This window comes from Sphingomonas sediminicola, from assembly GCF_014489515.1.
GTDB classification, from domain to species: domain Bacteria; phylum Pseudomonadota; class Alphaproteobacteria; order Sphingomonadales; family Sphingomonadaceae; genus Sphingomicrobium; species Sphingomicrobium sediminicola.
Map to the genome: position 1 here is coordinate 2,708,790 of NZ_CP060782.1, position 22,165 is coordinate 2,730,954.

General features: G+C 62.6%; 32 protein-coding genes, 1 tRNA gene and 4 pseudogenes. 13 read left to right on the top strand and 24 right to left on the bottom strand.

Annotated features, from left to right (window positions below):
- Positions 1–123: 123 nt before the first annotated feature.
- The 3 genes and pseudogenes from purE to H9L14_RS14555 all read left to right on the top strand — a co-directional run bounded on the left by purE (position 124) and on the right by H9L14_RS14555 (position 2,385).
- On the top strand, positions 124–606 hold the full coding sequence (gene purE, locus H9L14_RS14545; protein ID WP_187710003.1) for a 5-(carboxyamino)imidazole ribonucleotide mutase: 483 nt from the start codon (positions 124–126) through the stop codon (positions 604–606).
- A pseudogene (locus H9L14_RS14550) lies at positions 603–1,663 on the top strand (5-(carboxyamino)imidazole ribonucleotide synthase). Before purE ends, H9L14_RS14550 begins: the two are co-directional and overlap by 4 nt.
- Entirely contained in the window at positions 1,660–2,385 is a 726-nt protein-coding gene (locus H9L14_RS14555) for a glutathione S-transferase family protein (protein ID WP_187708667.1), read from the top strand. The pseudogene H9L14_RS14550 and the gene H9L14_RS14555 overlap by 4 nt, the downstream one beginning before the upstream one ends.
- Positions 2,386–2,392: 7 nt before the next feature.
- On the opposite strand, the gene H9L14_RS14560 is transcribed toward H9L14_RS14555, so the two are convergent.
- The 6 genes and pseudogenes from H9L14_RS14560 to H9L14_RS16310 form a co-directional block, all read right to left on the bottom strand.
- Complete coding sequence (locus H9L14_RS14560; protein ID WP_187708668.1) at positions 2,393–2,596, bottom strand: hypothetical protein; 204 nt, start codon at positions 2,594–2,596, stop codon at positions 2,393–2,395.
- A gap of 623 nt (positions 2,597–3,219) precedes the next feature.
- On the bottom strand, positions 3,220–3,609 hold the full coding sequence (locus H9L14_RS14565) for an ANTAR domain-containing protein (protein WP_187708669.1): 390 nt from the start codon (positions 3,607–3,609) through the stop codon (positions 3,220–3,222).
- Between the two features lie 480 nt (positions 3,610–4,089).
- A complete protein-coding gene (infA, locus tag H9L14_RS14570; protein ID WP_187708670.1) occupies positions 4,090–4,353 on the bottom strand; it encodes a translation initiation factor IF-1 in 264 nt (87 codons plus the stop codon).
- A gap of 3 nt (positions 4,354–4,356) precedes the next feature.
- The gene (locus H9L14_RS14575) at positions 4,357–4,500 is read right to left on the bottom strand and encodes a hypothetical protein (protein WP_187708671.1); all 144 of its coding nucleotides are present in this window, start codon (positions 4,498–4,500) and stop codon (positions 4,357–4,359) included.
- Between the two features lie 47 nt (positions 4,501–4,547).
- On the bottom strand, positions 4,548–4,703 hold the full coding sequence (locus H9L14_RS14580; RefSeq protein ID WP_187708672.1) for a hypothetical protein: 156 nt from the start codon (positions 4,701–4,703) through the stop codon (positions 4,548–4,550).
- A gap of 232 nt (positions 4,704–4,935) precedes the next feature.
- A pseudogene (locus tag H9L14_RS16310) lies at positions 4,936–5,133 on the bottom strand (cold-shock protein); the annotation flags it as partial.
- A gap of 283 nt (positions 5,134–5,416) precedes the next feature.
- Between H9L14_RS16310 and H9L14_RS14590 the strand changes: the two are divergent.
- A complete protein-coding gene (locus H9L14_RS14590) occupies positions 5,417–5,575 on the top strand; it encodes a hypothetical protein (RefSeq protein ID WP_187708674.1) in 159 nt (52 codons plus the stop codon).
- An 11-nt stretch (positions 5,576–5,586) separates the two neighbouring features.
- On the opposite strand, the gene H9L14_RS14595 is transcribed toward H9L14_RS14590, so the two are convergent.
- Positions 5,587–5,952: a hypothetical protein gene (locus tag H9L14_RS14595; protein ID WP_187708675.1), complete on the bottom strand. Its 366-nt coding sequence runs from the start codon at positions 5,950–5,952 to the stop codon at positions 5,587–5,589.
- Here H9L14_RS14595 and H9L14_RS14600 point away from each other — a divergent pair.
- Genes H9L14_RS14600 through H9L14_RS14610 form a run of 3 tightly spaced genes read left to right on the top strand, consistent with a single transcriptional unit; the run spans position 5,951 to position 6,590 of the window.
- Positions 5,951–6,124, top strand: coding sequence for a hypothetical protein (locus H9L14_RS14600; protein WP_187708676.1), 174 nt, complete (start codon positions 5,951–5,953; stop codon positions 6,122–6,124). The genes H9L14_RS14595 and H9L14_RS14600 overlap by 2 nt on opposite strands.
- Positions 6,121–6,354, top strand: a complete 234-nt coding sequence (locus H9L14_RS14605; protein ID WP_187708677.1) for a hypothetical protein — start codon at positions 6,121–6,123, stop codon at positions 6,352–6,354. The genes H9L14_RS14600 and H9L14_RS14605 overlap by 4 nt, the downstream gene beginning before the upstream one ends.
- A gap of 8 nt (positions 6,355–6,362) precedes the next feature.
- Positions 6,363–6,590, top strand: a complete 228-nt coding sequence (locus H9L14_RS14610; protein WP_187708678.1) for a hypothetical protein — start codon at positions 6,363–6,365, stop codon at positions 6,588–6,590.
- 151 nt (positions 6,591–6,741) lie between these two features.
- Here the strand turns inward: H9L14_RS14610 and H9L14_RS14615 are convergent, their stop codons facing one another.
- The 13 genes and pseudogenes from H9L14_RS14615 to H9L14_RS14660 all read right to left on the bottom strand — a co-directional run bounded on the left by H9L14_RS14615 (position 6,742) and on the right by H9L14_RS14660 (position 16,437).
- Positions 6,742–6,990: a hypothetical protein gene (locus H9L14_RS14615; RefSeq protein WP_187708679.1), complete on the bottom strand. Its 249-nt coding sequence runs from the start codon at positions 6,988–6,990 to the stop codon at positions 6,742–6,744.
- Between the two features lie 14 nt (positions 6,991–7,004).
- On the bottom strand, positions 7,005–7,244 hold the full coding sequence (locus H9L14_RS14620; protein ID WP_187708680.1) for a hypothetical protein: 240 nt from the start codon (positions 7,242–7,244) through the stop codon (positions 7,005–7,007).
- A gap of 250 nt (positions 7,245–7,494) precedes the next feature.
- Positions 7,495–8,157, bottom strand: coding sequence for an aquaporin (locus tag H9L14_RS14625; protein WP_187708681.1), 663 nt, complete (start codon positions 8,155–8,157; stop codon positions 7,495–7,497).
- A gap of 64 nt (positions 8,158–8,221) precedes the next feature.
- Positions 8,222–8,335 (bottom strand): annotated as a pseudogene (locus tag H9L14_RS16315) (arsenate reductase/protein-tyrosine-phosphatase family protein); the annotation flags it as partial.
- Positions 8,332–8,772, bottom strand: a complete 441-nt coding sequence (locus H9L14_RS14630) for an ArsI/CadI family heavy metal resistance metalloenzyme (RefSeq protein WP_187708682.1) — start codon at positions 8,770–8,772, stop codon at positions 8,332–8,334. The gene H9L14_RS14630 and the pseudogene H9L14_RS16315, both read right to left, overlap by 4 nt.
- Entirely contained in the window at positions 8,769–9,140 is a 372-nt protein-coding gene (locus tag H9L14_RS14635) for an ArsR/SmtB family transcription factor (RefSeq protein ID WP_187710004.1), read from the bottom strand. The genes H9L14_RS14630 and H9L14_RS14635 overlap by 4 nt, the downstream gene beginning before the upstream one ends.
- A 400-nt stretch (positions 9,141–9,540) precedes the next feature.
- Positions 9,541–9,909, bottom strand: a complete 369-nt coding sequence (locus H9L14_RS14640) for a response regulator (protein WP_187708683.1) — start codon at positions 9,907–9,909, stop codon at positions 9,541–9,543.
- 103 nt (positions 9,910–10,012) lie between these two features.
- The gene (locus H9L14_RS14645) at positions 10,013–11,299 is read right to left on the bottom strand and encodes a PAS domain S-box protein (protein ID WP_187708684.1); all 1,287 of its coding nucleotides are present in this window, start codon (positions 11,297–11,299) and stop codon (positions 10,013–10,015) included.
- Positions 11,300–11,617: 318 nt separating this feature from the next.
- Positions 11,618–12,034: a pyridoxamine 5'-phosphate oxidase family protein gene (locus tag H9L14_RS14650; protein ID WP_222949860.1), complete on the bottom strand. Its 417-nt coding sequence runs from the start codon at positions 12,032–12,034 to the stop codon at positions 11,618–11,620.
- Positions 12,035–12,319: 285 nt separating this feature from the next.
- Positions 12,320–13,666, bottom strand: coding sequence for a M16 family metallopeptidase (locus H9L14_RS16320; RefSeq protein WP_246444238.1), 1,347 nt, complete (start codon positions 13,664–13,666; stop codon positions 12,320–12,322).
- A complete protein-coding gene (locus tag H9L14_RS16325; RefSeq protein ID WP_246444240.1) occupies positions 13,621–14,496 on the bottom strand; it encodes a M16 family metallopeptidase in 876 nt (291 codons plus the stop codon). Before H9L14_RS16325 ends, H9L14_RS16320 begins: the two co-directional genes overlap by 46 nt.
- Positions 14,460–15,155 carry an insulinase family protein gene (locus H9L14_RS16330; protein ID WP_246444243.1) on the bottom strand — a complete coding sequence of 232 codons (696 nt, stop codon included), beginning with the start codon at positions 15,153–15,155 and terminating at the stop codon, positions 14,460–14,462. Before H9L14_RS16330 ends, H9L14_RS16325 begins: the two co-directional genes overlap by 37 nt.
- Positions 15,156–15,258: 103 nt before the next feature.
- Positions 15,259–16,437, bottom strand: a complete 1,179-nt coding sequence (locus tag H9L14_RS14660; RefSeq protein WP_187708685.1) for a hypothetical protein — start codon at positions 16,435–16,437, stop codon at positions 15,259–15,261.
- Between the two features lie 76 nt (positions 16,438–16,513).
- On the opposite strand from H9L14_RS14660, the pseudogene lepA reads away from it, so the two are divergent.
- From lepA to H9L14_RS14675, 3 genes and pseudogenes are all read left to right on the top strand, one after another.
- Positions 16,514–18,330 (top strand): annotated as a pseudogene (lepA, locus tag H9L14_RS14665) (translation elongation factor 4).
- 125 nt (positions 18,331–18,455) lie between these two features.
- On the top strand, positions 18,456–18,791 hold the full coding sequence (locus tag H9L14_RS14670) for a hypothetical protein (protein ID WP_187708686.1): 336 nt from the start codon (positions 18,456–18,458) through the stop codon (positions 18,789–18,791).
- A gap of 140 nt (positions 18,792–18,931) precedes the next feature.
- The gene (locus tag H9L14_RS14675) at positions 18,932–19,258 is read left to right on the top strand and encodes a DUF6481 family protein (protein WP_246444245.1); all 327 of its coding nucleotides are present in this window, start codon (positions 18,932–18,934) and stop codon (positions 19,256–19,258) included.
- A gap of 121 nt (positions 19,259–19,379) precedes the next feature.
- On the opposite strand, the gene H9L14_RS14680 is transcribed toward H9L14_RS14675, so the two are convergent.
- Positions 19,380–19,835, bottom strand: a complete 456-nt coding sequence (locus H9L14_RS14680) for a hypothetical protein (protein ID WP_187708687.1) — start codon at positions 19,833–19,835, stop codon at positions 19,380–19,382.
- A gap of 141 nt (positions 19,836–19,976) precedes the next feature.
- Between H9L14_RS14680 and H9L14_RS14685 the strand changes: the two genes are divergently transcribed.
- Entirely contained in the window at positions 19,977–20,180 is a 204-nt protein-coding gene (locus H9L14_RS14685; RefSeq protein WP_187708688.1) for a hypothetical protein, read from the top strand.
- Between the two features lie 20 nt (positions 20,181–20,200).
- Here the strand turns inward: H9L14_RS14685 and H9L14_RS14690 are convergent, their stop codons facing one another.
- A complete protein-coding gene (locus tag H9L14_RS14690) occupies positions 20,201–20,770 on the bottom strand; it encodes a hypothetical protein (protein ID WP_187708689.1) in 570 nt (189 codons plus the stop codon).
- 100 nt (positions 20,771–20,870) lie between these two features.
- Here H9L14_RS14690 and H9L14_RS14695 point away from each other — a divergent pair.
- Both H9L14_RS14695 and H9L14_RS14700 read left to right on the top strand, forming a co-directional pair.
- A tRNA-Arg gene (locus H9L14_RS14695) sits at positions 20,871–20,947 on the top strand.
- A gap of 66 nt (positions 20,948–21,013) precedes the next feature.
- Positions 21,014–21,229, top strand: a complete 216-nt coding sequence (locus tag H9L14_RS14700) for a hypothetical protein (protein WP_187708690.1) — start codon at positions 21,014–21,016, stop codon at positions 21,227–21,229.
- On the opposite strand, the gene purQ is transcribed toward H9L14_RS14700, so the two are convergent.
- Entirely contained in the window at positions 21,226–21,894 is a 669-nt protein-coding gene (gene purQ / locus H9L14_RS14705; protein ID WP_187708691.1) for a phosphoribosylformylglycinamidine synthase subunit PurQ, read from the bottom strand. The genes H9L14_RS14700 and purQ overlap by 4 nt on opposite strands.
- Complete coding sequence (purS, locus tag H9L14_RS14710) at positions 21,891–22,133, bottom strand: phosphoribosylformylglycinamidine synthase subunit PurS (RefSeq protein WP_187708692.1); 243 nt, start codon at positions 22,131–22,133, stop codon at positions 21,891–21,893. Before purS ends, purQ begins: the two co-directional genes overlap by 4 nt.
- Positions 22,134–22,165 lie beyond the last annotated feature (32 nt).

Genomic DNA, 22,165 nt, shown 5'->3' on the forward strand with positions numbered 1-22,165 from the left:
TCGCTGACCGATACATAACTTGAATCTGTGACGGGGAAAATACTTAAGCCACGCCAAGACGTTGCGCGTGCCCTGCCTTGTTCCTAAACGGCACAACTCCTTGGGCTGGATTAAATGGGTACGATGGCGCAGCCGCTGGTCGGGATCATCATGGGGAGCAGCTCCGACTGGGAGACGATGCGCCACGCCGCCGAGACGCTCGACAAGCTCGGGGTCGCGCACGAAACCAAGGTCGTCTCCGCCCATCGCACGCCCAAGCGGCTCTACGACTATGCCTCGTCGGCGAAGGAGCGGGGCCTCAAGATCATCATCGCCGGTGCCGGTGGCGCCGCGCATCTTCCGGGTATGGCGGCCTCGATGACCAGCCTCCCGGTCCTCGGTGTGCCGGTCGAAAGCCAGGCGCTGAAGGGCATGGATAGCCTGCTGTCGATCGTCCAGATGCCGGCCGGAGTTCCCGTCGGCACCCTTGCTATAGGCCGGGCAGGCGCGGTCAATGCAGGCCTTCTCGCAGCGTCGATCCTCGCGATCACTGACGACCAGCTCTCTGCTCGCGTCGAGCGCTATCGCGAAGAGCAAACCCAATCGGTGGCTGAAACGCCGGAATGATTCCGCCCGGGTCGACCATCGGTATCGTCGGCGGCGGCCAGCTCGGCCGGATGCTCGCGATGGCCTCGGCCCAGCTAGGCTACAGGTGCCACATCCTCGACCCGCACGACCGGCCGTGCGCTGCGGATGTCGCCGCGGAGTTTACGCGCGCTGCGTACGATGATCGCTCGGCGTTGGAAGCTTTCGGAGCAAGGGTCGACGTCGCGACGTACGAATTCGAAAACCTTCCGGTCGGTCCGCTGGGCGTTCTCGCGGACAAGCTTCATCCCGGCGTAAAGTCGCTCGCGGTCGCTCAGGACCGCGCCGAAGAAAAGTCGTTCATCGAAGGCACCGGAGCCCGCGTCGCCCCGTGGCGCTCCGTTACCAGCCTCGACGACGTGGCGCGCGCAGTTGCGGAGCTGGGCGTCCCCATCGTCCTGAAGACCCGCCGCTACGGCTATGATGGCAAGGGCCAAGCCTGGATTCGCTCTTCGGGCGACGCGGAGGGGCATGGGAGGCAATCCGCGGGGAGCCCGCGGTCGCCGAGGCCGGTGTCAACTTCGCCGCCGAATTTTCGGTCATCGTCGCGCGATGGGCGGACGGCCGCACAACCTTCTGGGACAGCCCGGACAACGTCCACCGCGAAGGCATCCTCCGCACGTCGACCGTTCCCGCTCCCGCCGTGATCGCGGATCAGGTCGAGGAAGCCCGCGCTGCGGCCGCCGGGATCGCCGAGGCGCTCGACCATGTCGGAGTCCTCACCGTCGAATTCTTTGCCAGCGCCGACGGCCCCGTCGTCAACGAGATCGCGCCGCGCGTTCACAACAGCGGCCACTGGACGATCGAGGGCGCCTTCACTTCGCAGTTCGAGCAGCACATCCGCGCCATCTGCGATCTTCCGCCCGGATCGACCGCGCTCGCGGCCTCGTCGGTGGTCATGGCCAACCTCATTGGCGACGAGATCGACGGCTGGCAGGCTCTTCTGTCCGACCCGCGCGCCCACGTGCACATTTATGGTAAGGGCGCCGCTCGCCCCGGCCGGAAGATGGGCCACGTCACCAGGTTGACGCTGAAATGAAGATCATCGGAAGCTTCGTCAGCCCCTACGTCCGCAAGGTGCTTGCCTGCATGCACCTCAAGGGTCTCGACTATGAGATCGATCCGATCACGCCCTTCTTCGGCAATGACGAGTTCCGCCGCCTGAGCCCGCTGTGTCGCATCCCGGTCCTGATCGACGGCGACTTCAGCGCAAGCGATTCCTCGGTGATCTGCGCCTATCTCGACGAAGCGTGTCCCGGCTATCCACTGCTTCCCGCAGACCCGAAGGACCGCGCCCGCGCGCGCTGGCTTGAGGAATATTCCGACACGCGCCTCGGCGACGTCTTCATCTGGGGCCTGTTCTACCAGAAGATCGTCCACCCGATGGTCTGGAGCGAGCCGGGCGACCAGCAGCGCATCGCCAAGGTGCTGGCCGAGGACGCTCCCGCGACGCTCGACTATCTCGAAGGCGAGCTACCGGAGCGCGGCTGGCTGTTCGGCGACTTCAGTCTGGCGGACATCGCCATCGCCAGCTTCTTCCGCAACGCCGCCTACGCGGACTTCAGGCCGGACGCCGCCCGCTGGCCGCGTGTCGCGAGTTTCGTCGAGCGAGCGCTTGCGCACGATGCCTTCGCCTCCACTCTGCCGTTCGAGGACATCCAGCGCAGAGTCGACATCAGGGGCCGCCGGCAAGCCCTGCTGGATGCCGGAGCGCCGCTGACCGCGGAATCGCTCGGGCTCCCGACCCGCGGAAAGGCATGATGCGCCTTTAGCGGGCGTCCGCTGGCTTGTTGGCTTTGAGCAGGATCGCAGCGAGTGCGATCGCCGCTGCAACGTCATATCCGCCGCAGAAGCCCGGCCACCACTCCGGCGCTCCTGGTCCCGGAAACCAGTTGTACCGAACGAAGTCGAACACCCCGTGCGCCGCAAGCCCGGCGGCGGCGACCCACAGGCTCGTCCGGAACCCGACCACGGCCAGCCCGCGAAAATCGCGAAGCCGATCAACTCGGGCACTAGACCCGGCCCGCGACCCGCCATGACCGCGAACAGCACGTAAAAGGCTCCGACGATGATCAGGACTGTCGGGTAGAAAGCTTTGTCGCGGTCGAGTCCAACGGCGTGAGCAAACACCGCGACGACCCCTGCGAGGACAATTCCAATGAACAACGGCACCACGTCAGCTTAGCTTGGGCTGATCTCGACGCAATGTCCGCCTTCTACCCCATTCGGAACTCCGATTGCGCCACATTCTTGTCCCCCCGATGGCTTGGTTTGGGTCTGGAATAGATTTCCTGGAATCGAATTTTGCGCGGCGGTGATCGACTCATCCGGATCGTCGCAAATGCAGGAGACAGACAGGCAAAATTACTCTCGGCGGGGAAACGAGGAGCGTAAGCGCTCCCAATCGCTGCAACCAGCGACAGCCGCTCGATTCACGGCATGCTTGCCGACCTTTGCCACAACTTGCGCACGCTCGGCCAATGCGAACAATAGGACGGGGATCGATCCGCAGTCCGGCACAGGAGAGCGAGGGATAGTGTTCGCGAGAATGATCGAGGGTGAACTCGTTCCGTCAGGATCGAATCGACCCTCAGTCTAGACCTTCCCTAACATATTCGAGGCTCGCAGCTCCGATCTGGCGACCTCGATCAGCAAGGTCTCGAGGAGAGTCCGTGGATCGACGGGCCGCGTCAGTACACTCGCCCTTTCGCCCAGGTCTCCCAGTGACTGCGGCAGCGCGACGCTCGTTTGAATGACAAGCGGAACGTCGCGCTCGGCGAGGAGCAAGACGACTTCGGACGCGCCTGGAAGCTCGCAATCGACGATTGCGCCGCCAACGTCGACGGAATCCAGGATGGTGAGGGCTTCGGAAAGCGTCGCTACCGGACCCGCCACACGGCCGTCCGACTCTTCGATAGCCTCAGACAGGTCCAGACCTGAATAGCCGCTCCCGTCAAAGATGAGGATCGTCATGGAGTTAAGCATCGCGTCCCCCTTTCGAGCGGGAGCACGCGAGGTCTCTCAGGCGCAGACTGCTCACACAAGAAGCCCGCGATCCGATACTAACGAACTTAAATTACTTAAGTTTCTATGCCTACACTATTTAGGTCTTGCGTCGGCCAGCACCTCACTTTGCGAGAGGATTGCCAGAGCTCCAGCGGGCGGGCGCTCCAGCGGGCCACGAACTTCCCGGCGGCCTCATCGTTCTGCGCGCTGAATTCCTGGATAAGGTTGAAGTTGCCCAGGCCGTCATGAGCAAAGAGACGATAAGGGTGCATGAAGGCTCCTGCGGGTAGTCCCGCCTCAGCCTTCGCTTTGCGGATGGAATTGCCACCGCCTAGCGGGGCCGGTCGAGGTTATGTCCTGATCAGGTTAACGAAATGGCGCGTCCCGACCGCTATGCTTGCTTCCGACGCAGTGCGGATCGCGAGCCCGACTGCAGCCTTGGTATGCCGAATATTCTATTTATCGGCGGAAGTGGCGGCGGCGGGGGGCGCCGGATTGGCCGGCGATCTTTTCCCGGAAGACGATCCTGCCCTTGGACAAGTCGTAGGGCGTCATTTCGACATGGACGCGGTCGCCGACGATGGACCGGATGCGGTAGCGCCGCATCTTTCCGGCCGTGTAGGCGATGATCCGGACCTCGTTGTCCAGCGTCACTCCGAACCGGCCGTCGGGCAGGACCTCGTCGATGATGCCCTCGATCGTCAGCAGCTCTTCTTTCGCCAAGGCCTAAACTCCGACCGGATGAGGAGTGGGATCGTCATGGCCGGGGCGCCCTTCCCGGCCCTCGAGCGAAGGCCTGCGATCGGCATTGTCGATCACCAGCCGCAGCCGCGGGCGAAGCCGGTGAATGTTGCTGTGAGCGGAAGCCATGACGGAGCTTTCAAATTGAAGGAGGCTTTGTGGAAACAGGCGATCGATCAGGGACCGTGGAGCTCGATGCTTCGCCGGATCATCGCGTCCAGCCTGTCTTCGCCCTCTGCGGCCTTCCGGGCGTCCTGCTTCTCGCGCTCCCGTCGACCCTCGTCCGTCAGCTTTTCCCTCAACTTCCGCACGACTTTGACCTCTTCTTCCAATTTGATCTCTTCTTTCAAAGTAAAAAGCGGCCCGGCAGATTGGCTGCCAGGCCGCTTTCTAGAGGGCTGCGGGATACCGATTTCAGTTTCGGCATCCAGCGCGCCCGATTCAGGCCTTGGACTCTTCGAGGTCCTGCTGGCTTGGATCCTGCTGAGCGGTCTCTGGCTCGGCCTCGCCGGCGTCACCCTGGTCCGCGGCCTGGGCCTGTTCAGGCTTGGCCTCTTCAGGCGACTTCAGATTGATGGCGCTCATCTTGCCGCGGCGATCCTGTTCAAGATCGTAGGAGACGCGCTGGTTTTCGTTGAGGCCGGTCAGGCCCGAACGCTCAACCGCGCTGATGTGAACGAACGCGTCGCTGCCGCCGCCTTCAGGCTGGATGAATCCATAACCCTTGGATGCGTTGAAAAATTTTACGGTGCCAATTGGCATATCGATTTCCTTCCATAGGGCGCCGGACGTCGGCGCCGTCTGCTAAGAGCTGCGAGAGAAGGAAAAAGGAGCCGCAAAGCGCCAAAAACCGTCAGATTGCGACTGGTAGCTAAAAATATGTAGCAGGTCTGGGTTAGAATTGTAAGTCGAGCGGAAAATCATTCTGTCTATTAGGCTTGAGAGCCGAACTATGTTACAAATGCGTATCGCGCCGATTTTTGTACGGTAGGCTTGCGCGACTGAGAGACCGACTGCGCTCCCGCTTACGTTTTGGGAGTGAAAGATGGATCTCAATTATCTCTATACACGACAACAGGTCTCATTATTTCACGCTGACAATGCGGCATGCGACAAGTCGCGCCGCGCGCATCAGTCGATGGCCGATGCCTACACCGCGCTCATCGCCGTCGCGAAGAACAGCGTCCGGGCCCGCGCCTGGTGATCGCGATGCCCTCACCCGACGAGGCAGCGGACCAGTTGCGCGAACAGGCGACGTGCTGCCGCCGGCTCGCGAGGAATTCCCGGACCGAACTCGGCTCGGCTGCGCTTCTGACGGTGGCAAGCCAATTCGAGGTCGATGCCTTTAGGCTGGAGCGGGAAGCTCGAACGGACCCGGATGACGGAGATGATGCGCCGGGACGCCTGCGAGCAGCCCTGGCCCGCCAGGACCAGTTGTGGCCTCGCATGAGGCCACGCGCGGCGCCGGGCATGGGAGCTTTGGATGACTAGAGCTTCGGAACTGTTTCGAATGGAGAAGAGAATGCCTGCGTTTCCCGAACGATCTGCCAGCGAACCCGAGAAGCCAGCCTTCCCGCGCATGGGCAAAGAGCCTCAAGCAGTAGCAGCAAGTCCGGCCAATAAAGTTCAATCCGATCTTCTTGCGCAATATGGCATAACCGCCGTTCCACTCACGTCCTACGAATGGGGCGGATATCGCTACACGAATGCCCATGACGCAATCGCTGCGGCGAAGCGCGGGGCGGCCGAATGAGCCGGGCGATGTACCTCAATGTGAGCGAAGGGTTCGTGGTAGCTCAGTGTCTTGAAGCCAAGGTCGGGATTTCGGCGATCAAGTCGCTTCCCTGCGGGGGAACGAGGCTCGTATGCATGAGCGTCGAGGGGGCCGACACGATGCGGCGAAAGCTGACGAAGAACCTGATGAAGGACAATGCAGCGCGCGAGCGGCATGGTCCCGGTTGGGGCTTCGTCGCAAGGAGTTAGGAGCTAGGATGCAGTTGCACGGTAGCACCGAAGGCAATTTGATTTCGGCCATTCGCAGCGCAAATCGTTTGCGTGATCGTCCGGTGCACACCGATACGGTGAAGTTCTGGTCTGACCTCATTAAGCACGCCCAAAACCAGCTCGCATCCTGTGCCGCCTTGCCCTCTGACGAGCTGAGACGCCTCGTCGTCGATTTGGAGCTCGAGGTCGCCAGGCGGCCGCGCGGGCGTCCGTGATGAGGTCACCAGAAACGGTCTGAAAGCGCACTATCCGCTAGGACCCCGTCACTCTCAAAGTATCCCTGGAAGCCTCTGCATCAAATCAGGCTGCTGCCGATGTGCAAGTCCGCTGTCGCTTATCTGCACTCGCTTCCAAAAAGGGCAGTCGTCAGGCCCTCATCGGTGTCAGAAGATCTGTCATCGCTTCGCGCAGGGCTTCTTGGAAATATCGCTCACGCTCGTCCGGTTCGTCACCATCGAGACCATTCTCAACGCCAGCCAATGCCTCTTCGCGAATTACGCCCAGTGCCTGATCGCCAATTCCATACGTCTGGCGCAGCAGCATTTTCATTGCCGCACGCAACGCGATGATGTCGGCCTGCGCGTCTAGGATAACATGTGCGGTTTCTTCATCCATGGTGGATCCCCACATCACGCACCTTCCTCGCCGTGGTCGTGCAGTGTCGATCTGGAAGCCGGCAGAGGCGTATTGCGCCGGACGAAGGCTTCGGCCTCCTGCATCGTCGGGAAATCACGCTGTCTTGTCTCGCCGCCTGGCAGAGTGAGGACAACCGTATAGGGCATGCGCGCGCCCACATTACGCACAATCCTGCCGCCGGTGCAGCTCATATGGCCGCCTTCGTCGTCCCGGCGTTGCGCTTCCCTTTTCATATCCGATTCCTCAGCGGCCGACCGAAATGGGCTAAAAGGGCGCATCGGCTCTTCGGGGCGGCTCGTCATTTTCTTCTCCTCATTGGGAGGGGAGGCGGCTTTCGCTGCGCAACTCTACAGGTAGTTACTGCAGGGGCAGAATTTTAGACCGCACTGCCACAAACATTACAAAACTGCCGGCGCGGCCGACATTCGCTATCTCGCGAGATGCGCGGGAGAACTGACGTCCGCTTTCCACCTGAAACGGATATCAGGCTTCGGTCGGGAATAGCCATCTGGCTGCAAGTGAAGCGAGTGCTGCGCCCGTCAACTGGGCGACGATGAAGAGCGGAACATCATGCGGAGAAATGCCGGCGAACGTGTCCGACAAGCTTCGCGCAATGGTGATGGCCGGATTGGCGAAGCTGGTGGAAGAAGTGAACCAATAGGCAGCCGTGATGTACAGCGCGACGGAGACGGGCACCCATTCGCGACGGTGTTTCACAGTTCCCAGGATGGTCAGGACCAGTCCGAACGTTGCGATTACTTCGCCGGTCCATTGACCCGGTCCGGTTCGAGCTTTTCCGGAAAGCTGGAGCGCCGGAAGGTCAAACATTAGATGCGCCGCCCAAACGCCGGATATTCCGAACGATAGCTGGGCGGCGATGTAGGCTGCGGCATCCGTCCACGGCAATTCGCGGCGCGAGGCCGCAACGAGACTGACCGCCGGATTCATATGCGCTCCGGAGATTGGCCCAAGCATCGTGATTAGAACAAAGAGGATCGCACCGGTCGCGATGGAGTTGCCAAGTAGAGCAACGGCGTAGTTCCCGCCTGACAGATTCTCAGCCATGATGCCCGAGCCGATCACGCAGGCGAACAGGAAGAACGAGCCGACGCCTTCTGCGCCCAGCCTGCTGCCAAGAGGCGGCATGTCAGCCGGCGTTCTGGTCGGCGCTTCGGCCAATCTCGCGAAGCGGTGTCTGCAGACTTGGCTCGGCCGAGTAGGCTCGGAAACGCCCTGCGCCATCCTTGTTCAAAATCGCTTCGGCAAAAATCGATCGAGCCGAGTTCCCCGCGCAAAGAAACAGGACGTTGTAGGTCCTTGTCATGCCACTCTCGGCGCACAGCATTGGGAGTCGCTGCTGGCCAGCGTATCGAGCGCAGGGCTATCGCCGTAAGACGTAGCTTTGCCGTTCGTGAAGAACGCCTCCCAGATGATTCCGTCCGGGTCGGATATCCAGCTCTTCTCAGACTTTGCGTAGCAGCAAGTCGTCTGACCCTCCTCGAGCACGGGACGATCGGCCTCCTTCAAGCGCCCATAGACCTCCGAAAGTTCGGCAGCATTATCGACCTGGATGCCGAGGTGCTCGATACCCTTGCGAGCATGATTACCTTGCGAGATCGCGAAGTTCACACGCGGATCGTCAAGCATCCACTTTGCATAGTCGGGCTTGGTGACGGTCGGCTCCGCGCCAAAGAGAGTGGAATAGAAGCGGATCGAGTGACTGAGGTCTTCGACACCGACGTGGACGTGCAGACGCTTCATGCGGATTTCCTTTCTTGAGCGGGCGTTTCGCAGGCCGTCTCGGAGCCGCAGTCGATTCCGGTACAGCAATTTTCCATGAGGTAAGCGACGAGCGCATTCATTGCGGGATAGTTGGCACGATAGATGAGAGACCGGTGTTGCCGTTCTTGCAGAATCAGGCCTGCGTTGCGCAGCTGCGCGAGGTGGAAAGACAGCGAACTGTTGGGAACGCCGAGCGCGTCGGCAATCGCGCCAGCCGCGAGGCCCTTGTCTCCTGCTTGAACGAGCAGGCGGAACAACTTGAGCCGATTTTCCTGAGCGAGGGCGGCAAGCGCCCTACGGCATTGTCGCTCTTCATTAGCGGAAGTTCGACCAGCGGATAGCGGCAGCGCAGCAAGGCGCGGGAGGAGGCTCGGTCAGAACCGCGAGCAATCGAGCAAAGATATCAGCGATCAAGCGCATAGCCTGTCCTTTCGATAAAACTCGAAATGACAGGCGCGGAGCAATTAGTCAACTACAATTCGATAATCATCGAAATGATCGTCTTCGTGCTGCCTGATTGGACAGCAGGCGCACCGCTCCGATCTCACTAAAGGATCACGCCGACGAAGGCGGAGCATCGCCGCCGCTTGGCGAAAGCAACGAACGATCAGCGCAGTTGTGAGATTCTGAGTGACATGGTCGAAGAGAGCCGCTTTTTGACCTATTTAGATATTCGCGGCTTAGGTCCGCTTGCGTTGCCTGGCGCACTTCGTTCTCGACGAGAGCACTTAGGAATCGGTTCCCGGCTCATGCGCGGCCGACCGCGAACAGTCGCCTTAGCATCTCGCCCAGGGCCTCGCCGGTATAGGGCTTAGCAAGCACCGGCACGCTGGCGAATTCCGCCGGTACGCCGGTGCGACCGTAGCCGGTCGCGAAGCCAAACGGGATCGCCCGCTCGTGCAATGCGGTGGCGATCGCAAAGCTCGAGCTTTCGCCCATGTTGATGTCGAGCACCGCGGCATCGAGCGCCTGCGTCCGCGCCAGCTGCTCGCCGTCAGCCGCCGAAAGAGCCGGGCCGACGACAACGCAGCCAAGCTCGTGGATCATGTCCTCGACGGACATCGCAAGGATCGCCTCGTCCTCTACGACCAGCACGCGCTTGCCGATCAAATCCATGCCGTCGCTTGTTTCTCGCCCAAATCGAAATCACCGGATTGGAGCGGGAACGACAGGCGCCATTGGAGGCCGTCTGCGGCCCAGTCGGTGTCGAGTTTTCCCTTCAGCTCGGCGGCGGTGACGCGCAGCAGGCGGCTGCCAAACCCTCGCCGTCCGGCGCCGTGGCCCTGGGGCCGCCGCTCTCGCTCCAGCGTAGCTCGACACCGGTCGGGTACGGTGAGGACGGATCGCGCGCGACGCGCCATTCGACATGGACCTTGCCGCTCGGGACGGACAGCGCGCCGTATTTCAGCGCATTGGTCGAAAGCTCGTGAAGCGCCATGCTGAGCGACAGGCTGACGCGCGGCGGCAGGATGATGTCCGGCCCCTCGCACGAGATTGCCCCGGGCACGTCGTGGGCGGTCAACTCGCCGGCGACGATGTCGGCAAGGTTCGCGCCGCGCCAGTCGTTGCGTGTCAGCCGGTCGTGCGCAGCGCTGAGTGCGAGCAGCCGCGGCTCGAAGCGCTTGCGGAAATCCTCAGGAGAAGTCGCGTTCCGGGCGGTGTGCGCGGCCAGCGCCTGGACGGTCGCGAGCGTATTCTTGACCCGGTGGTTGAGCTCGGCCAGCAAAAGCTTTTTCTGCTCGTCGGCGAGTTTGCGCTCGGTGATGTCCTGGACCATCCGCACGCCGTAGCCGAACGAGCCGTCGTCATTGCCGACGGTTGAGCTGGTCACCTCAACCCAGATGACCCGGCCATCCTGCCGGATGTACCGCTTGGTTGTCGAATAATGGTCGATTTCCCCCGACACCTGGCGCGCGAACTGCGAGCGCTCATCAGCAACGTCGTCGGGATGCGTGATGTCGAACAATGTCTTCGAAAGTAGATTGGCCTTGGGATAGCCGCTGATCGTCTCGAAGGCGTCGTTGACACGCAGGAAGCGACCCTCCGCATCGCATTCGGCGATTCCGGCGAGGACATTGTCGTAGGTCGCCGCCAGCCGCTCCTGCGCTTCGCGAAGCGCCTTCTCGGTCCGGACCTTTTCGGTGACGTCGACCGTGAAGCAGCGAGTGTTCACGAACTCACCGTCGCGGAAGCAAACGCTCGATGAGATCAGGACATGGCGGATCGAACCGTCCTTCGCACGCAGCCGCGCGGGATATTTGTCCAGCTTCTCGCCAGCGGACAAACGAGCTAGGATGTCGCTGATCGTGTCGTCATCGGCATGAAAGCGCATGATCGGCTGGCCAATATATTCCTCGGCGCTGTAGCCGAGCGGCTCGTAATCTGCCTTGTTGGCTTTCAGAATCGTTCCGTCGGGACCGACCAAGTGCAACCCGATCGTGCCGTTCTCGAAGAAATCGCCAAGGTCGAGCCCGGGTTCGGTCGAAACGTCTGGTACGCTGGCCATTGAAACCTCTCGACCCCCGGCCGCTGAACGCCTTATCGCCACGTGCCTGGTCGGTCTAGTCGGCTAACTCCGACGGCTCGGCCGATCATGCGGCACCTTGCGCGCTGGCGAATGTCGCGCAGATTGCCTAGGTGGCGGAACATCACTCGCTGCTAATGTCCGCTCTCGACCCAAAGCGGACATCCGCCGGATCTGCGTGGCGCTAGCCGCGGCCCTTTTTTCCGCCGAGCAGTCCGGGCTTTACAGCAGTCGCGCCCCATTCTTCAGTTCGAGTCTCGACAGTTTTAGCCGTCTCGTCATTGCCGACCGAAATTTCCACTATGTGCCCAAGCCCTTCCGATAGTCGACGACCGACATATGCTTGCATTCAGCCTTGATCATGGCGGCCCTGCTCCTGTCCGGCAGATTGAAATCCTCGAGGTTAGGGTGCCGCGAAACTAGCACTTCCCAGCCGTGGGCGCGCTCCTTAGCATCGGTGATTTCCACTGCATGAGCCGCTGCATAGACAGCGGTCGCGTGGCGAAGATCGCTGGCGTCTCCGCCGATCGCAAAGGACACACGCCGGTCGTTGCGAATGTTGGCCAGCTTCTGGCTCGATCGAAAGATTAGAAAATAGAGGGTCAGCCCCTCATTCGCATATCCGACAATCGTAGTCTGAGGCCACCCGTCCTGCCGCAGGGTCGAGACGGCCATAATGCGGTGGGAGTCGAGTATCTCGATTGCATCATTTTCCACGGCTCCTCCTGTTCTTCCTGACAGGGCTGTTAAGTTCAACGGCTCCCCCGTGCGCGCCCCTTATCGTCCGGGCCAGTAGTCTCATGCGAGCGAGTCATTCTCAAATAGGGGATTTCCCGAACGTCCGCTTTCCGCCGATTCCGGACATCAGCGGCGCAGCCGCCACGGGAGTAAATCCCGTGACGTCAGACCCCTGTCGCTTGGCGCAGACTGGCCGGCCTTCCGCATCTCTCGCGTAAGGAAGCATCGCGATGCGATGGCTCCCTTATGCTCGGTGCTACAGGCTTATCTTGGCTGAACCTCCTCGACCGGCAGACCGAGCTTTGCCAGCTGCGGCTTCACCGTTCCCGCATCACCGACGACCACGAACACGAGCGCATTCGGGTCGAGCATGTTGGCCAGCGCCTGATCCACCGTCGCCGGGGTCAGCGCGCGATACTTGTCGGCCAGCGTCTCGTAATAATTGTCGGGACGGCCGTAGAGCGCGTTCGACGTCATCCCCGCGAGGACGGCATCGCTGGTCTGGAACTGGCCGGGAAGCTCGCCGGTGGCGCTCGCGACCGAGATCGCAAGCTCTTCAGGCCTGACCTTTTTCGGGCCGAGCAGCTCCTGCAGGAGGCCCGTTATCGTCGCGATGGAATCGCCGGTACGATCGGCCTGGACCGATGCCTGGATCAGGTACGGAACCGCGTTCTGGCGCATCACCGGGATGCTGTACGGCGAGTAGGCCCAGCCCTTGGTCTCGCGAAGCTCGTTCCAAATCCGCGAGAAGGTTCCGGAGCCGAAGACATCGCTTCCCGCCAGGCTAGGAGTCAGATCGGAACGCGGATCGAGCGGGGTCATCTCACCACCGAAGATCACCGACTGCGGCGAGCCCGGCCGGTTGACGAAGACGATGCGCGGTGACTTCGCGCGTGCCGGAACAGGGCCGAATGCCTTCACGCCGGCGGCCGTCGCTGGAGCCTTCCAGCTCCCGAACACGTTCTCGAGCGCTGCCTGCACTTCCGCCAGCGGGCGATCGGAAACGACGAAGAACTCCGCCTTGTCGGGTCGAAGCCACTGCTCCTGGAAGGCGAGGAGGTCGTCGCGGCTGAAGACCTTGATGGCTTCTTCGTCGCCGATCGGAGTCGTTCCGTATGGGTGCGACGCGCCGAAAATCTGCCGCATATATTCACGCTGGGCCATGTTGTTCGGGTTCGACTTGGCCTGCCGAACCGCGGTCACAAGCTGGGTTCGGACACGCTCGACCTCGGCCGGATCGAATGCGGGATTGCGCACGATGTCCGACATCAGTGCGAGGCTTGGCGTCAGATTGGCGCTCAACGCTGACAAGGTCACGGTCGTCCGGTCCGCACTCCCGGCGGCGCCGAGGATCGCGCCGAGACGCTCCTTCTCCTCGGCAATCTGCTGGGCCGAGCGCGTCGGTGTGCCCTCGTCGAGCATCTGGACGACCATGTTCTGGAGGCCGCGGCGACCGGGCGCATCGGCCGAGTAGCCGGCGTCGAAGGCCAGTGCGATCTGCGTCAGCGGCGCCGCGGTGCGCTGCGCGTAGGCCAGCTTGATTCCATTCGACAAAGTGACGTGCGTCACGTCCGGGAAGTCGAGCGGCTCCGACGCGCCTTGCGGCGGCATGTCGCGCTTGACCGAAGCGACCTTGATGTCGGCGCCTTTCTTGGGCTTCTTCCCCGTTGCCTCGACATAGGGGGGCGCTCACCGGGCTCGATGTTGATCTTCAGCACGGGCCGACCGAGCCATTGCTGCATCGCCGCCTTCACTTCTGCGGGCGTGACCGACGCATAGCGCTGGAGGTTGCGCGCGTAGAAGTTGCTGTCGCCGTTGTAGAGAAGACCTTCCGCAAGCGCCTCGTTCTGGGTCGAGACATTCTCGATGCCGCGAATATATGAGCCCACGATCTTCGTCGCGGCGCGGCGAAGCTCGTCCTCGGTCGGGCCATTGGCGAGATAATCCGCGATGATCTCGTCGAGCCTCTTGTCGACTAGCGCCGGGTCGACGCCCGGCTTCACCGTCGCATCGATTTCCATGAGGCCGATGCGATGGAACGGCTGCATGTTCGCCGACACCGAGGTCGCGATCTTCTCTTCACGGACCAGGATCCGGTCGAGCCGCGAGCTGGCGAGCCCGCCGAGAACGGACGCGCCGAGATCAAGCGCTTCGAGCTGCGGAGACTGGAGTCCCGGAACCGCCCAATGGCGCTGCAGCTCTACGGCCGGCACCCGGTCCTTCATCACGATCGTCTTCGGTGCGGCCAGGGTCGGCACGTCGGCCGCCGCCGGATTGTTGACCGGGCCGCGCGGGATGGCGCCGAAATATTTTTGCATCAGCGTCTTGGCCTCGGTGACAGTGATGTCGCCCGACAGCGAGACGATTGCGTTGTTCGGACCGTACTTGTCGATGAACCAGCGCTTCACGTCGGCAAGGCTTGCGCCGTCGAGGTCGGCCATCGAGCCGATGGTGGAGTGATGGTAGGGATGCCCCTCGGGAACAGGTTCCCGAGTTGCTCATACTCGACCAGGCCCTTCGGTTGGTTGTCGCCTTCGCGCTTCTCATTCTGGACGACGCCGCGCTGCGTATCGAGCCGCTTCTGGTCGATCGCCGCGAGCAGATAGCCCATGCGGTCGGATTCCATGAACAGCGCCCGCTCGAGGTTCGGCTTGGGCACCGTCTCGTAATAGTTCGTGCGGTCGAACCAGGTTGTGCCGTTGGCGTCTGAGGCGCCGATCTTCTGAAGGAACGGCAGGATGCCTTCGCGGACGTTGTCCGATCCGTAGAACATCAAATGCTCGAACAGATGGGCGAAGCCGGTATTGCCCTTCGGCTCGTCCTTCGACCCGACGTTGTACCAGACCCCGAACGCGACGACGGGCGCCTTGTGGTCCTCGTGCACCAGCACCGTCAGGCCGTTGTCGAGCTTGAAGGATTCGTGCGGGAGCTGGACTTCGCTGACCAGGCTCGAAAGAGGAGCGGGCTCCGCGGGAGCGAGCGGTGCAACCGCCTCGGTCGCTGCCGGCGGCAGCATCTCGGCGGTGCGCGGTGCGGTCGCGCAGGCTGCGAGCAACGACACGCCCGCAAGCAGGACGGCGAGACGATTGTTGTTGTTCATGAGACTCTTGGCTCCCCTCGGACTTGGGCCGACAGCTGTACGGGGCCGCCTCGCGAGCGCAAGGCGCTTCGACGGACGGGCGGCCTAGGTCGATGAACGGATATTACTGGCCCGGAATGGCGCCCTTCAGCACGTCGCCGATGCCGAACTTCTTCTTTTTCTTGGGCTGCGGCTGCCCCGACGCCGCGCCGTCTTGGCCGCCCATCTGCGGCATTCCCAGCATGATCGACGAAACCGTCTTGAAGCGGGCCGTGGCCGTCCATTTCGGTGCCTTGGGAGCCTCGGCGAAATAGGCCTGGGGTCCATAGCCGATCATCATGATCATCCCGGCGGGGGACGCCTTGACGACTTCCGACGGAAGCGTGCACTGCGTCGTCTGCGGGCTGAGGACGTGGCCTGTGCCGATCAGGCGCTTCACTTCGGACGGCGAGATATAGTCCAGCATCGTGGCCATCGCCGCGCTCTTCGACGAACTCCACATCAGCACGTCGCCATTCTGGGCCGAGCCGAACATCGCGAGCGCATAGCCGGTCGCGCTCGCGGCCGGAGTCCAGCCGAGCTGGGCCGCGCCCGACGGAAGCGAGCCTAGCTCCCGCAGGTTCAATGCCGGCATGAAGTCCTGACCGAGCGTGAAGGCGATCGGTGGTGAGTAATTGCCCTCCACCTTGTGCGCTCCAACAAGCGAGCCGTTCACCGGCAACGGCCGCCGGTCCTGCTTGTTCGGCCATTCACCATAGCCTGGGGCGCTGTGCGGGATGTTCGCCATGCGCGCATAATTGGCCATGTTCGCCATCCCCGGCGGCATTTGTCCCGCGGCAACCTTGGCGAAGTCGATGACGGTCGGCTGTCCAGCGCCGACATGCTCGCCGCAACCCCAGTAGATGACCATCCGGCCCTTCGGCTGCTGATAGGGATAGGTCTGCGTTGCGGGCTTCGGACTGGCCGGAGCGATCAGCGGAAGGCTCGGCCCCATCTGCAGTCCCGGCGGGATCAAGTGGTTCGCCTCCGGCGCCGCAGGCGCCTTGGTCCGTGACGCAAGTCTCAGTTCGAGCGTGTGCGAATATGCAGGCGCATTGCCCGACATCATGCCCATCATCTGCGCCATGCTCGGCCGGCCCTCGCCGCCCATCATGCCGCCGAAGCCGCCGACGGTGGCCGCATCCATATAATAATTGGCAATCGGCGGAGGCGGGGGCGGGCCCTTCGCGGGCGCCGCGGCATAAACCGCCGCACCGCATGTAGCCGCACACATACCTGCAACCAGGATGCTGAATCGCTTCATCGACAAGCCCCTTGTGAGCGGCGCTTATCCAACGCTCTCGCGCTCGCTTCAATCCCCTGCTAGCGGCCCCACCCAAATGAAAGACATCACGAAGATCCGGAATTTCTCGATCATTGCGCACATTGATCACGGGAAGAGCACGCTCGCCGATCGGCTGATCCAGCGGACCGGCGGGCTGACCGAGCGCGAGATGACGCACGGCCAGATCCTCGACAACATGGAAATCGAGCAGGAGCGCGGGATCACCATCAAGGCGCAGACCGTGCGTCTCGAATGGAACGGCTACGAGCTCAACCTGATGGACACCCCCGGCCACGTCGACTTCGCATACGAAGTGTCGCGGTCGCTTGCCGCCTGCGAAGGCGCGCTCCTGGTCGTGGACGCCGCCCAGGGCGTCGAGGCCCAGACGTTAGCTAACGTCTACCAAAGCATTGAACACGATCATGAAATAGTTCCCGTCATCAACAAGATCGACCTTCCTGCCGCCGACCCGGAGGGCGTGCGGCAGGAGATTGAGGAGATCATTGGGCTAGATGCCTCCGAGGCCGTCTTGGCGTCGGCGAAGAGCGGCATCGGGATCGACGAGGTGCTGCAGGCGATCATCGACAAGATCCCCCCTCCCAAGGGCGACCGCGACGCGCCGCTGAAGGCGATGCTCGTCGACAGCTGGTACGACCCTTACCTTGGCGTCGTCATTCTCGTCCGCGTGATGGACGGCGTCCTCAAGAAGGGCCAGCAGATCAAGTTCATGGCCGCCGGCACGACTCATTTGGTCGACCGCGTCGGCTGCATGCGCCCGAAGATCGAGCAGCTGCAGGAGCTGGCCGCGGGCGAGATCGGCTTCATCACCGCGCAGATCAAGGAAGTCGCCGAAACCCGCGTCGGCGACACGATCACGGACGCCAAGCGCCCCACCGCGCAGGCGCTGCCGGGATTCAAGGAAGTGCAGCCGGTCGTTTTCTGCGGCCTGTTTCCGGTCGACGCCGCGGACTTCGAAAAGCTCCGCGACAGCCTTTACAAGCTGCGCCTCAACGACGCGTCGTTCAGCTTCGAAACCGAAAGCAGCGCGGCGCTCGGCTTCGGCTTCCGCTGCGGCTTCCTCGGCCTCCTCCACCTCGAAATTATCCAGGAGCGGCTGACCCGCGAATATGACCTGGACCTCATCACCACCGCGCCCAGCGTGGTGTACAAGATGCATCTCACCCATTCGAAGAACGAGGCGGCGCAGACGATCGAACTGCACAACCCGGCCGACATGCCCGACCCCAACCGCATCGAGAGCATCGAGGAGCCCTGGATCGAGGCGACCATCTACACCCCGACGAATATCTCGGGGCGATCCTCAAATTGTGTCAGGACCGCCGCGGTATCCAGAAGGGGCTGACCTATGTCGGTAGCGGCGCCCACCAGCGTGCCCAGATCAAATACGAGCTTCCGCTGAACGAAGTAGTGTTCGACTTCTACGACCGGTTGAAGTCGATCAGCCGCGGCTACGCCAGTTTCGATTACGAGCAGATCGGCCACCGCGAGGGCGACCTCGTCAAGATGAGCATCCTGGTCAACGAGGAGCCGGTCGACGCGCTGAGCATGATCACCCACCGCGGCACTGCCGAACAGCGTGGCCGCGGCATGTGCGAGCGGTTGAAGGAGCTCATCCCGCGCCATCTGTTCAAGATCCCGATCCAGGCCGCGATCGGCGGCAAGGTCATCGCCCGCGAAACGATCAGCGCCATGCGCAAGGACGTCACCGCAAAATGCTACGGCGGCGACGCGACCCGCAAACGCAAGCTGCTCGAGAAGCAAAAGAAGGGCAAAGCCAAAATGCGGGAATATGGCAATGTCTCGATCCCGCAGGAGGCTTTCATCGCCGCGCTCCGGATGGGGGAAGAGTAACCGCACCCCACCGGTCAACTCACGCCGATTTATAGGACGGCGAGATTAAAATATGTTAAGGTGGCGGCCGCCTGAGCCTTTGCGACCAACTCAGCTGTCGCAGACTCCGCACAAAGGAATTCGTGATGATGAAGAGCGCAGTTCTCGGAGCGATGACGGCTGCCATGCTGGCGGCTACTCCCGCGTACGCCGGCGAGATCACCGGTAGTGGCAAGGACCTGCCGATCAACGGCAATTCGGCATGTGCCTTTTCCGGTCTCAACGACACGCCTGACGGCCTGTGGCTTCCGATCGGGCCTGGCGGATCGCTGGTTCAGGTCGATCCGGGCGGCCACACCCAGTCCTACGGTTCGTTCATGAGCATGGGCTTCCTTCCCAACCCCAGCGATCCCGCAGCCCGCGAGGGCCAGCGGGGCGGTTTCCCGGGGGCGAATTGCAACCCGACGGGCGCCGGCGAATAGACTTCGTACGTTTCGATTGAAGCATGTAAGGGGGGCGCGGGCGACCGCGCCCCGTTTCGTGACGGGCCGGCGGATCGGCCCGACCAGGCCTGTCCGGCGTTGTCGACACTGAACCCCACCGCCCTGCGCGGCGAAAAGGCATGCTGCCCGATCAGGAGACCATTTCAATCATGACCTACAACAGCACATACCAGGACCGCGCCGGCCAGTCCGCGCAGGCGAAGCAGAAGGCGCTGGAGCAATTTCGTTCCAGGCCGCCAGTCGACGAGAAGCTGGCCGCCGAGCGCAAGGCGGCCGGCCAGCGGCGGGAAGAGGCCAAGGCCGAGAAGGCGGCCACGAAGAAGGCCGAAGCAGAAGCGAAAGCGGCGGACGATGCAGCCAAAGCGGCTGCCTCCGCTCCCCCGACCGAGGCCGAGGCGAAGGCCGCACGTGATGCCCGCTATGCGGCGCGGAAGAATCGGAAATGAAGGAGTAGCCGAGCGCAGTTGAGCGAATTCGCAGCATCGGGAAGCAGCGCGTGGCCCGCCGTAGAACGCGAAGGGCGGGGCAGGCGAGCGACCTGCCGGCCGCTCGCTCCCACTCAACGCGTCACTTCTTCATGACGATGTCGGTCCACTGTGCGTTGTCGATGAAGGTGCGGTACTTCTCGTAGCCCGCGATGGCGGCGTCGTTCTGCTCCTTGGTGAAGAGTGCCTCGATCTCCTTGTCGATCGCCTGGTCGCGGGCCTGGTCCGCGTCGAGCACGCCATAGGATTTCGAGTGGGTCATCAGCAGGACGTTCGGCGAGCCCTTCACGTAGCCGCTGCGAACCATGAACTTGTAATCGTCGATCAGGCCGCGCTTCTTCAGCGTCTCGTAGGTCGGGATGAGCGACTTGCTGAGGCCGGTGAGGTAATCGTCGACGTGGTTGGGATCGACCTCGACCGCGTTGACGTCCCAATAGCCCTTCTGCGGAGTGTAATCGACGTACTGCTTCGCGGTCGCCGGTGCGGACGCGAACGCAATCGAAGCCGCGCCGAGCGCGGCCAGAACCATGGTCTTCATGAACTTCCCCCTGATTGACGGACGAGCGACGTCGACACGGGGGAAACACAGAGCGTCGAGTCGCTCCTAACAAAAATTTAACAAAGAGTGCGGGAAGAGCGATCTGCTCTACTCCGTCTTAAGCGGCTCCGACTTTGGCAGTTGCTGCTGCGGTTCCTCCTTCGCCTGCTCGGCCGGCTTCGGCTCGACGCGCTTCTCGCAGACGCGGCGCGGGCGGGAGGTGCCGACCTCGTGGATCCATTCGCACTTGAGGCGGGCTTCTTTTCCACTGCTTCCGGAGCGGCGGCGGGACTGGCGGCAACAAGCAACGCAATCAACAGGGACATCGGATACTCCTGGGACTAAAGGTTGGAATCGAGCGCCGTCTATTCGTCGGCGCAGAGGACGTCGGCAAGGAACGATCTGCCCTCGATCGTCTGGAGCCGCGCATAGACCGACTGCCGCCAGCCGTGGCTTCGGCAGAAGTCGCGCGCCTTCTGCGACATGGCTTCGGACGTGCCTGGCGTGACTTCGACGCGGGCGCCGCCATTGGTGACGGCGGGGGCGACGAAATATTCGCTTGCAAGACCGTGGAGAGAGGGATTGGGACCGGTGACGACGGTGCCGACCGCTGCGCCGACGGTGGTGATCTTGGCGGCGACCGGGCGGACCGAGCGAACATTCATGATCATCGCCGGGTCGGACGCGGAGAATTCCGTGCAGCCGGTGAAGGTATTGCCGCTGCACAGCTCCCACGCCATGCCTTCCGGGATCTTCACGCTGCGAACGGTGAAGACGCGCATCGATTGTGACGCGCCGGCGATCGAATAACCTGCGCCTTTGTAATGGCCCTTCGGATATAGGACGAGCTCGGTCGACGGCTGCTCCTGCGCCTGTGATGCGGCGGGGAGCAAGGCAGCGAGAACTGCTGCGCCGGCCATCAATTTCTTCGTCATTCGAGCTCCCCCGCTGGTTCGTCGGCAGCTAAGCGCAACGCGACGGTTCGCACTAGTAGTTTTTCAAACGCGGCAATGCAGGTAGGGACTGTCGCATCGCGCGCCCGTAGCTCAGTTGGATAGAGCACGAGCCTTCTAAGCTTGAGGTCGTAGGTTCGAATCCTACCGGGCGCGCCAGTTTTTCGCATTCATTTCGCGTTCAATCGCGGCGGCCAATGCGGAGACGGGGAAAAGGGGCAAGCAATGCGTGTGGCGTTGGTTTCCGTCGTTGGGGTTTCAGGCGCGCTTCTCGCCGCCCAGCCGGGCCGCGCGGCAACGGTCGTCGTGTTTACCAGTCCCGAAACGCTCGAGCGGCGGATGATCGTGGTCGATCAGGCTGGGCCCGACCGGCTGTTCCTGTGCATGCTTCCGCCTGGCGAGGCGGGCTGCCATCAAATTCCCGTAACACGGCGCAATTAGGCCGCGACCGTCTCCAACAGGCCTTCGAACAGGCGCCTGCCGTCGGTGTTGCCGTGCGCAGGCTCGAGCGCGCGTTCCGGGTGCGGCATCATTCCGAGCACGTTACCGGCATCGTTGAGGATGCCCGCGATGTTCCGCGACGAGCCGTTGACCTGCTCGGTGTAGCGGAAGGCCACGCGGCCCTCGCCCTCGAGCCGATCGAGCGTCGACGCATCGGCCTGGAAGTTGCCGTCGTGGTGGGCGACCGGGATGATGATGTTCTCGCCTGCATCATATTGCGAGGTGAACAGGCTTTGGCTGTTCTCGACCTTTAACCCGACGGGACGGCAGACGAAATTGAGGCCGGCGTTGCGCATCAGCGCGCCGGGCAGGAGTCCGGTTTCCGTCAGGACCTGGAAGCCGTTGCAGATGCCGAGCACCGGAACGCCGCGGCTGGCCGCGTCGGACACCGCCCGCATGATCGGCGAGCGCGCGGCCATCGCGCCTGACCGCAGATAGTCGCCGTAGGAGAAGCCGCCGGGAAGGGCGATGAAGTCGGTACCGTCCGGAAGCTCGCTTTCGCGGTGCCAGACCATCGCGGGAGCGCGGCCCGTCACCTGCTCGATCGCGACGGCGAGGTCGCGGTCGCAATTGGAGCCGGGAAAGACGATGACCGCGCTTCTCAAGCCGCGGTCTCCAAACGCTCGATCCGGAAATTCTCGATGACCGTGTTGGCCAGGAGCTTGCGGCACATATCCTCGATGGCGATATCGGAGGTGCCGTCCGCCAGCTCGAGCTCGATCAGCTTGCCGGCTCGGACGTCCTGCACGCCGGAAAAGCCGAGGCCTTCCAGCGCGTGATGGATAGCCTTGCCCTGCGGGTCGAGAACTCCGGGCTTCAGGGTGACGAAGACGCGCGCTTTCATGACTGCCTGTGCTGTTCGAAGTGGGTGGCGCC

What these genes read in the sequence shown, in the direction of transcription:
- purE (WP_187710003.1), top strand. Translation starts at nt 124, where the DNA reads ATGGCGCAGCCGCTGGTCGGGATCATCATGGGGAGCAGCTCCGACTGG.
- H9L14_RS14555 (WP_187708667.1), top strand. Translation starts at nt 1,660, where the DNA reads ATGAAGATCATCGGAAGCTTCGTCAGCCCCTACGTCCGCAAGGTGCTT.
- H9L14_RS14565 (WP_187708669.1), bottom strand. Translation starts at nt 3,609, where the DNA reads ATGCTTAACTCCATGACGATCCTCATCTTTGACGGGAGCGGCTATTCA.
- H9L14_RS14575 (WP_187708671.1), bottom strand. Translation starts at nt 4,500, where the DNA reads ATGGCTTCCGCTCACAGCAACATTCACCGGCTTCGCCCGCGGCTGCGG.
- H9L14_RS14590 (WP_187708674.1), top strand. Translation starts at nt 5,417, where the DNA reads ATGGATCTCAATTATCTCTATACACGACAACAGGTCTCATTATTTCAC.
- H9L14_RS14600 (WP_187708676.1), top strand. Translation starts at nt 5,951, where the DNA reads ATGGGCAAAGAGCCTCAAGCAGTAGCAGCAAGTCCGGCCAATAAAGTT.
- H9L14_RS14595 (WP_187708675.1), bottom strand. Translation starts at nt 5,952, where the DNA reads ATGCGCGGGAAGGCTGGCTTCTCGGGTTCGCTGGCAGATCGTTCGGGA.
- H9L14_RS14605 (WP_187708677.1), top strand. Translation starts at nt 6,121, where the DNA reads ATGAGCCGGGCGATGTACCTCAATGTGAGCGAAGGGTTCGTGGTAGCT.
- H9L14_RS14610 (WP_187708678.1), top strand. Translation starts at nt 6,363, where the DNA reads ATGCAGTTGCACGGTAGCACCGAAGGCAATTTGATTTCGGCCATTCGC.
- H9L14_RS14615 (WP_187708679.1), bottom strand. Translation starts at nt 6,990, where the DNA reads ATGGATGAAGAAACCGCACATGTTATCCTAGACGCGCAGGCCGACATC.
- H9L14_RS14620 (WP_187708680.1), bottom strand. Translation starts at nt 7,244, where the DNA reads ATGAAAAGGGAAGCGCAACGCCGGGACGACGAAGGCGGCCATATGAGC.
- H9L14_RS14625 (WP_187708681.1), bottom strand. Translation starts at nt 8,157, where the DNA reads ATGCCGCCTCTTGGCAGCAGGCTGGGCGCAGAAGGCGTCGGCTCGTTC.
- H9L14_RS14630 (WP_187708682.1), bottom strand. Translation starts at nt 8,772, where the DNA reads ATGAAGCGTCTGCACGTCCACGTCGGTGTCGAAGACCTCAGTCACTCG.
- H9L14_RS14640 (WP_187708683.1), bottom strand. Translation starts at nt 9,909, where the DNA reads ATGGATTTGATCGGCAAGCGCGTGCTGGTCGTAGAGGACGAGGCGATC.
- H9L14_RS14645 (WP_187708684.1), bottom strand. Translation starts at nt 11,299, where the DNA reads ATGGCCAGCGTACCAGACGTTTCGACCGAACCCGGGCTCGACCTTGGC.
- H9L14_RS16320 (WP_246444238.1), bottom strand. Translation starts at nt 13,666, where the DNA reads ATGCCGCCGCAAGGCGCGTCGGAGCCGCTCGACTTCCCGGACGTGACG.
- H9L14_RS16325 (WP_246444240.1), bottom strand. Translation starts at nt 14,496, where the DNA reads ATGGCCGACCTCGACGGCGCAAGCCTTGCCGACGTGAAGCGCTGGTTC.
- H9L14_RS16330 (WP_246444243.1), bottom strand. Translation starts at nt 15,155, where the DNA reads ATGAACAACAACAATCGTCTCGCCGTCCTGCTTGCGGGCGTGTCGTTG.
- H9L14_RS14660 (WP_187708685.1), bottom strand. Translation starts at nt 16,437, where the DNA reads ATGAAGCGATTCAGCATCCTGGTTGCAGGTATGTGTGCGGCTACATGC.
- H9L14_RS14670 (WP_187708686.1), top strand. Translation starts at nt 18,456, where the DNA reads ATGATGAAGAGCGCAGTTCTCGGAGCGATGACGGCTGCCATGCTGGCG.
- H9L14_RS14675 (WP_246444245.1), top strand. Translation starts at nt 18,932, where the DNA reads ATGCTGCCCGATCAGGAGACCATTTCAATCATGACCTACAACAGCACA.
- H9L14_RS14680 (WP_187708687.1), bottom strand. Translation starts at nt 19,835, where the DNA reads ATGAAGACCATGGTTCTGGCCGCGCTCGGCGCGGCTTCGATTGCGTTC.
- H9L14_RS14690 (WP_187708689.1), bottom strand. Translation starts at nt 20,770, where the DNA reads ATGACGAAGAAATTGATGGCCGGCGCAGCAGTTCTCGCTGCCTTGCTC.
- H9L14_RS14700 (WP_187708690.1), top strand. Translation starts at nt 21,014, where the DNA reads ATGCGTGTGGCGTTGGTTTCCGTCGTTGGGGTTTCAGGCGCGCTTCTC.
- purS (WP_187708692.1), bottom strand. Translation starts at nt 22,133, where the DNA reads ATGAAAGCGCGCGTCTTCGTCACCCTGAAGCCCGGAGTTCTCGACCCG.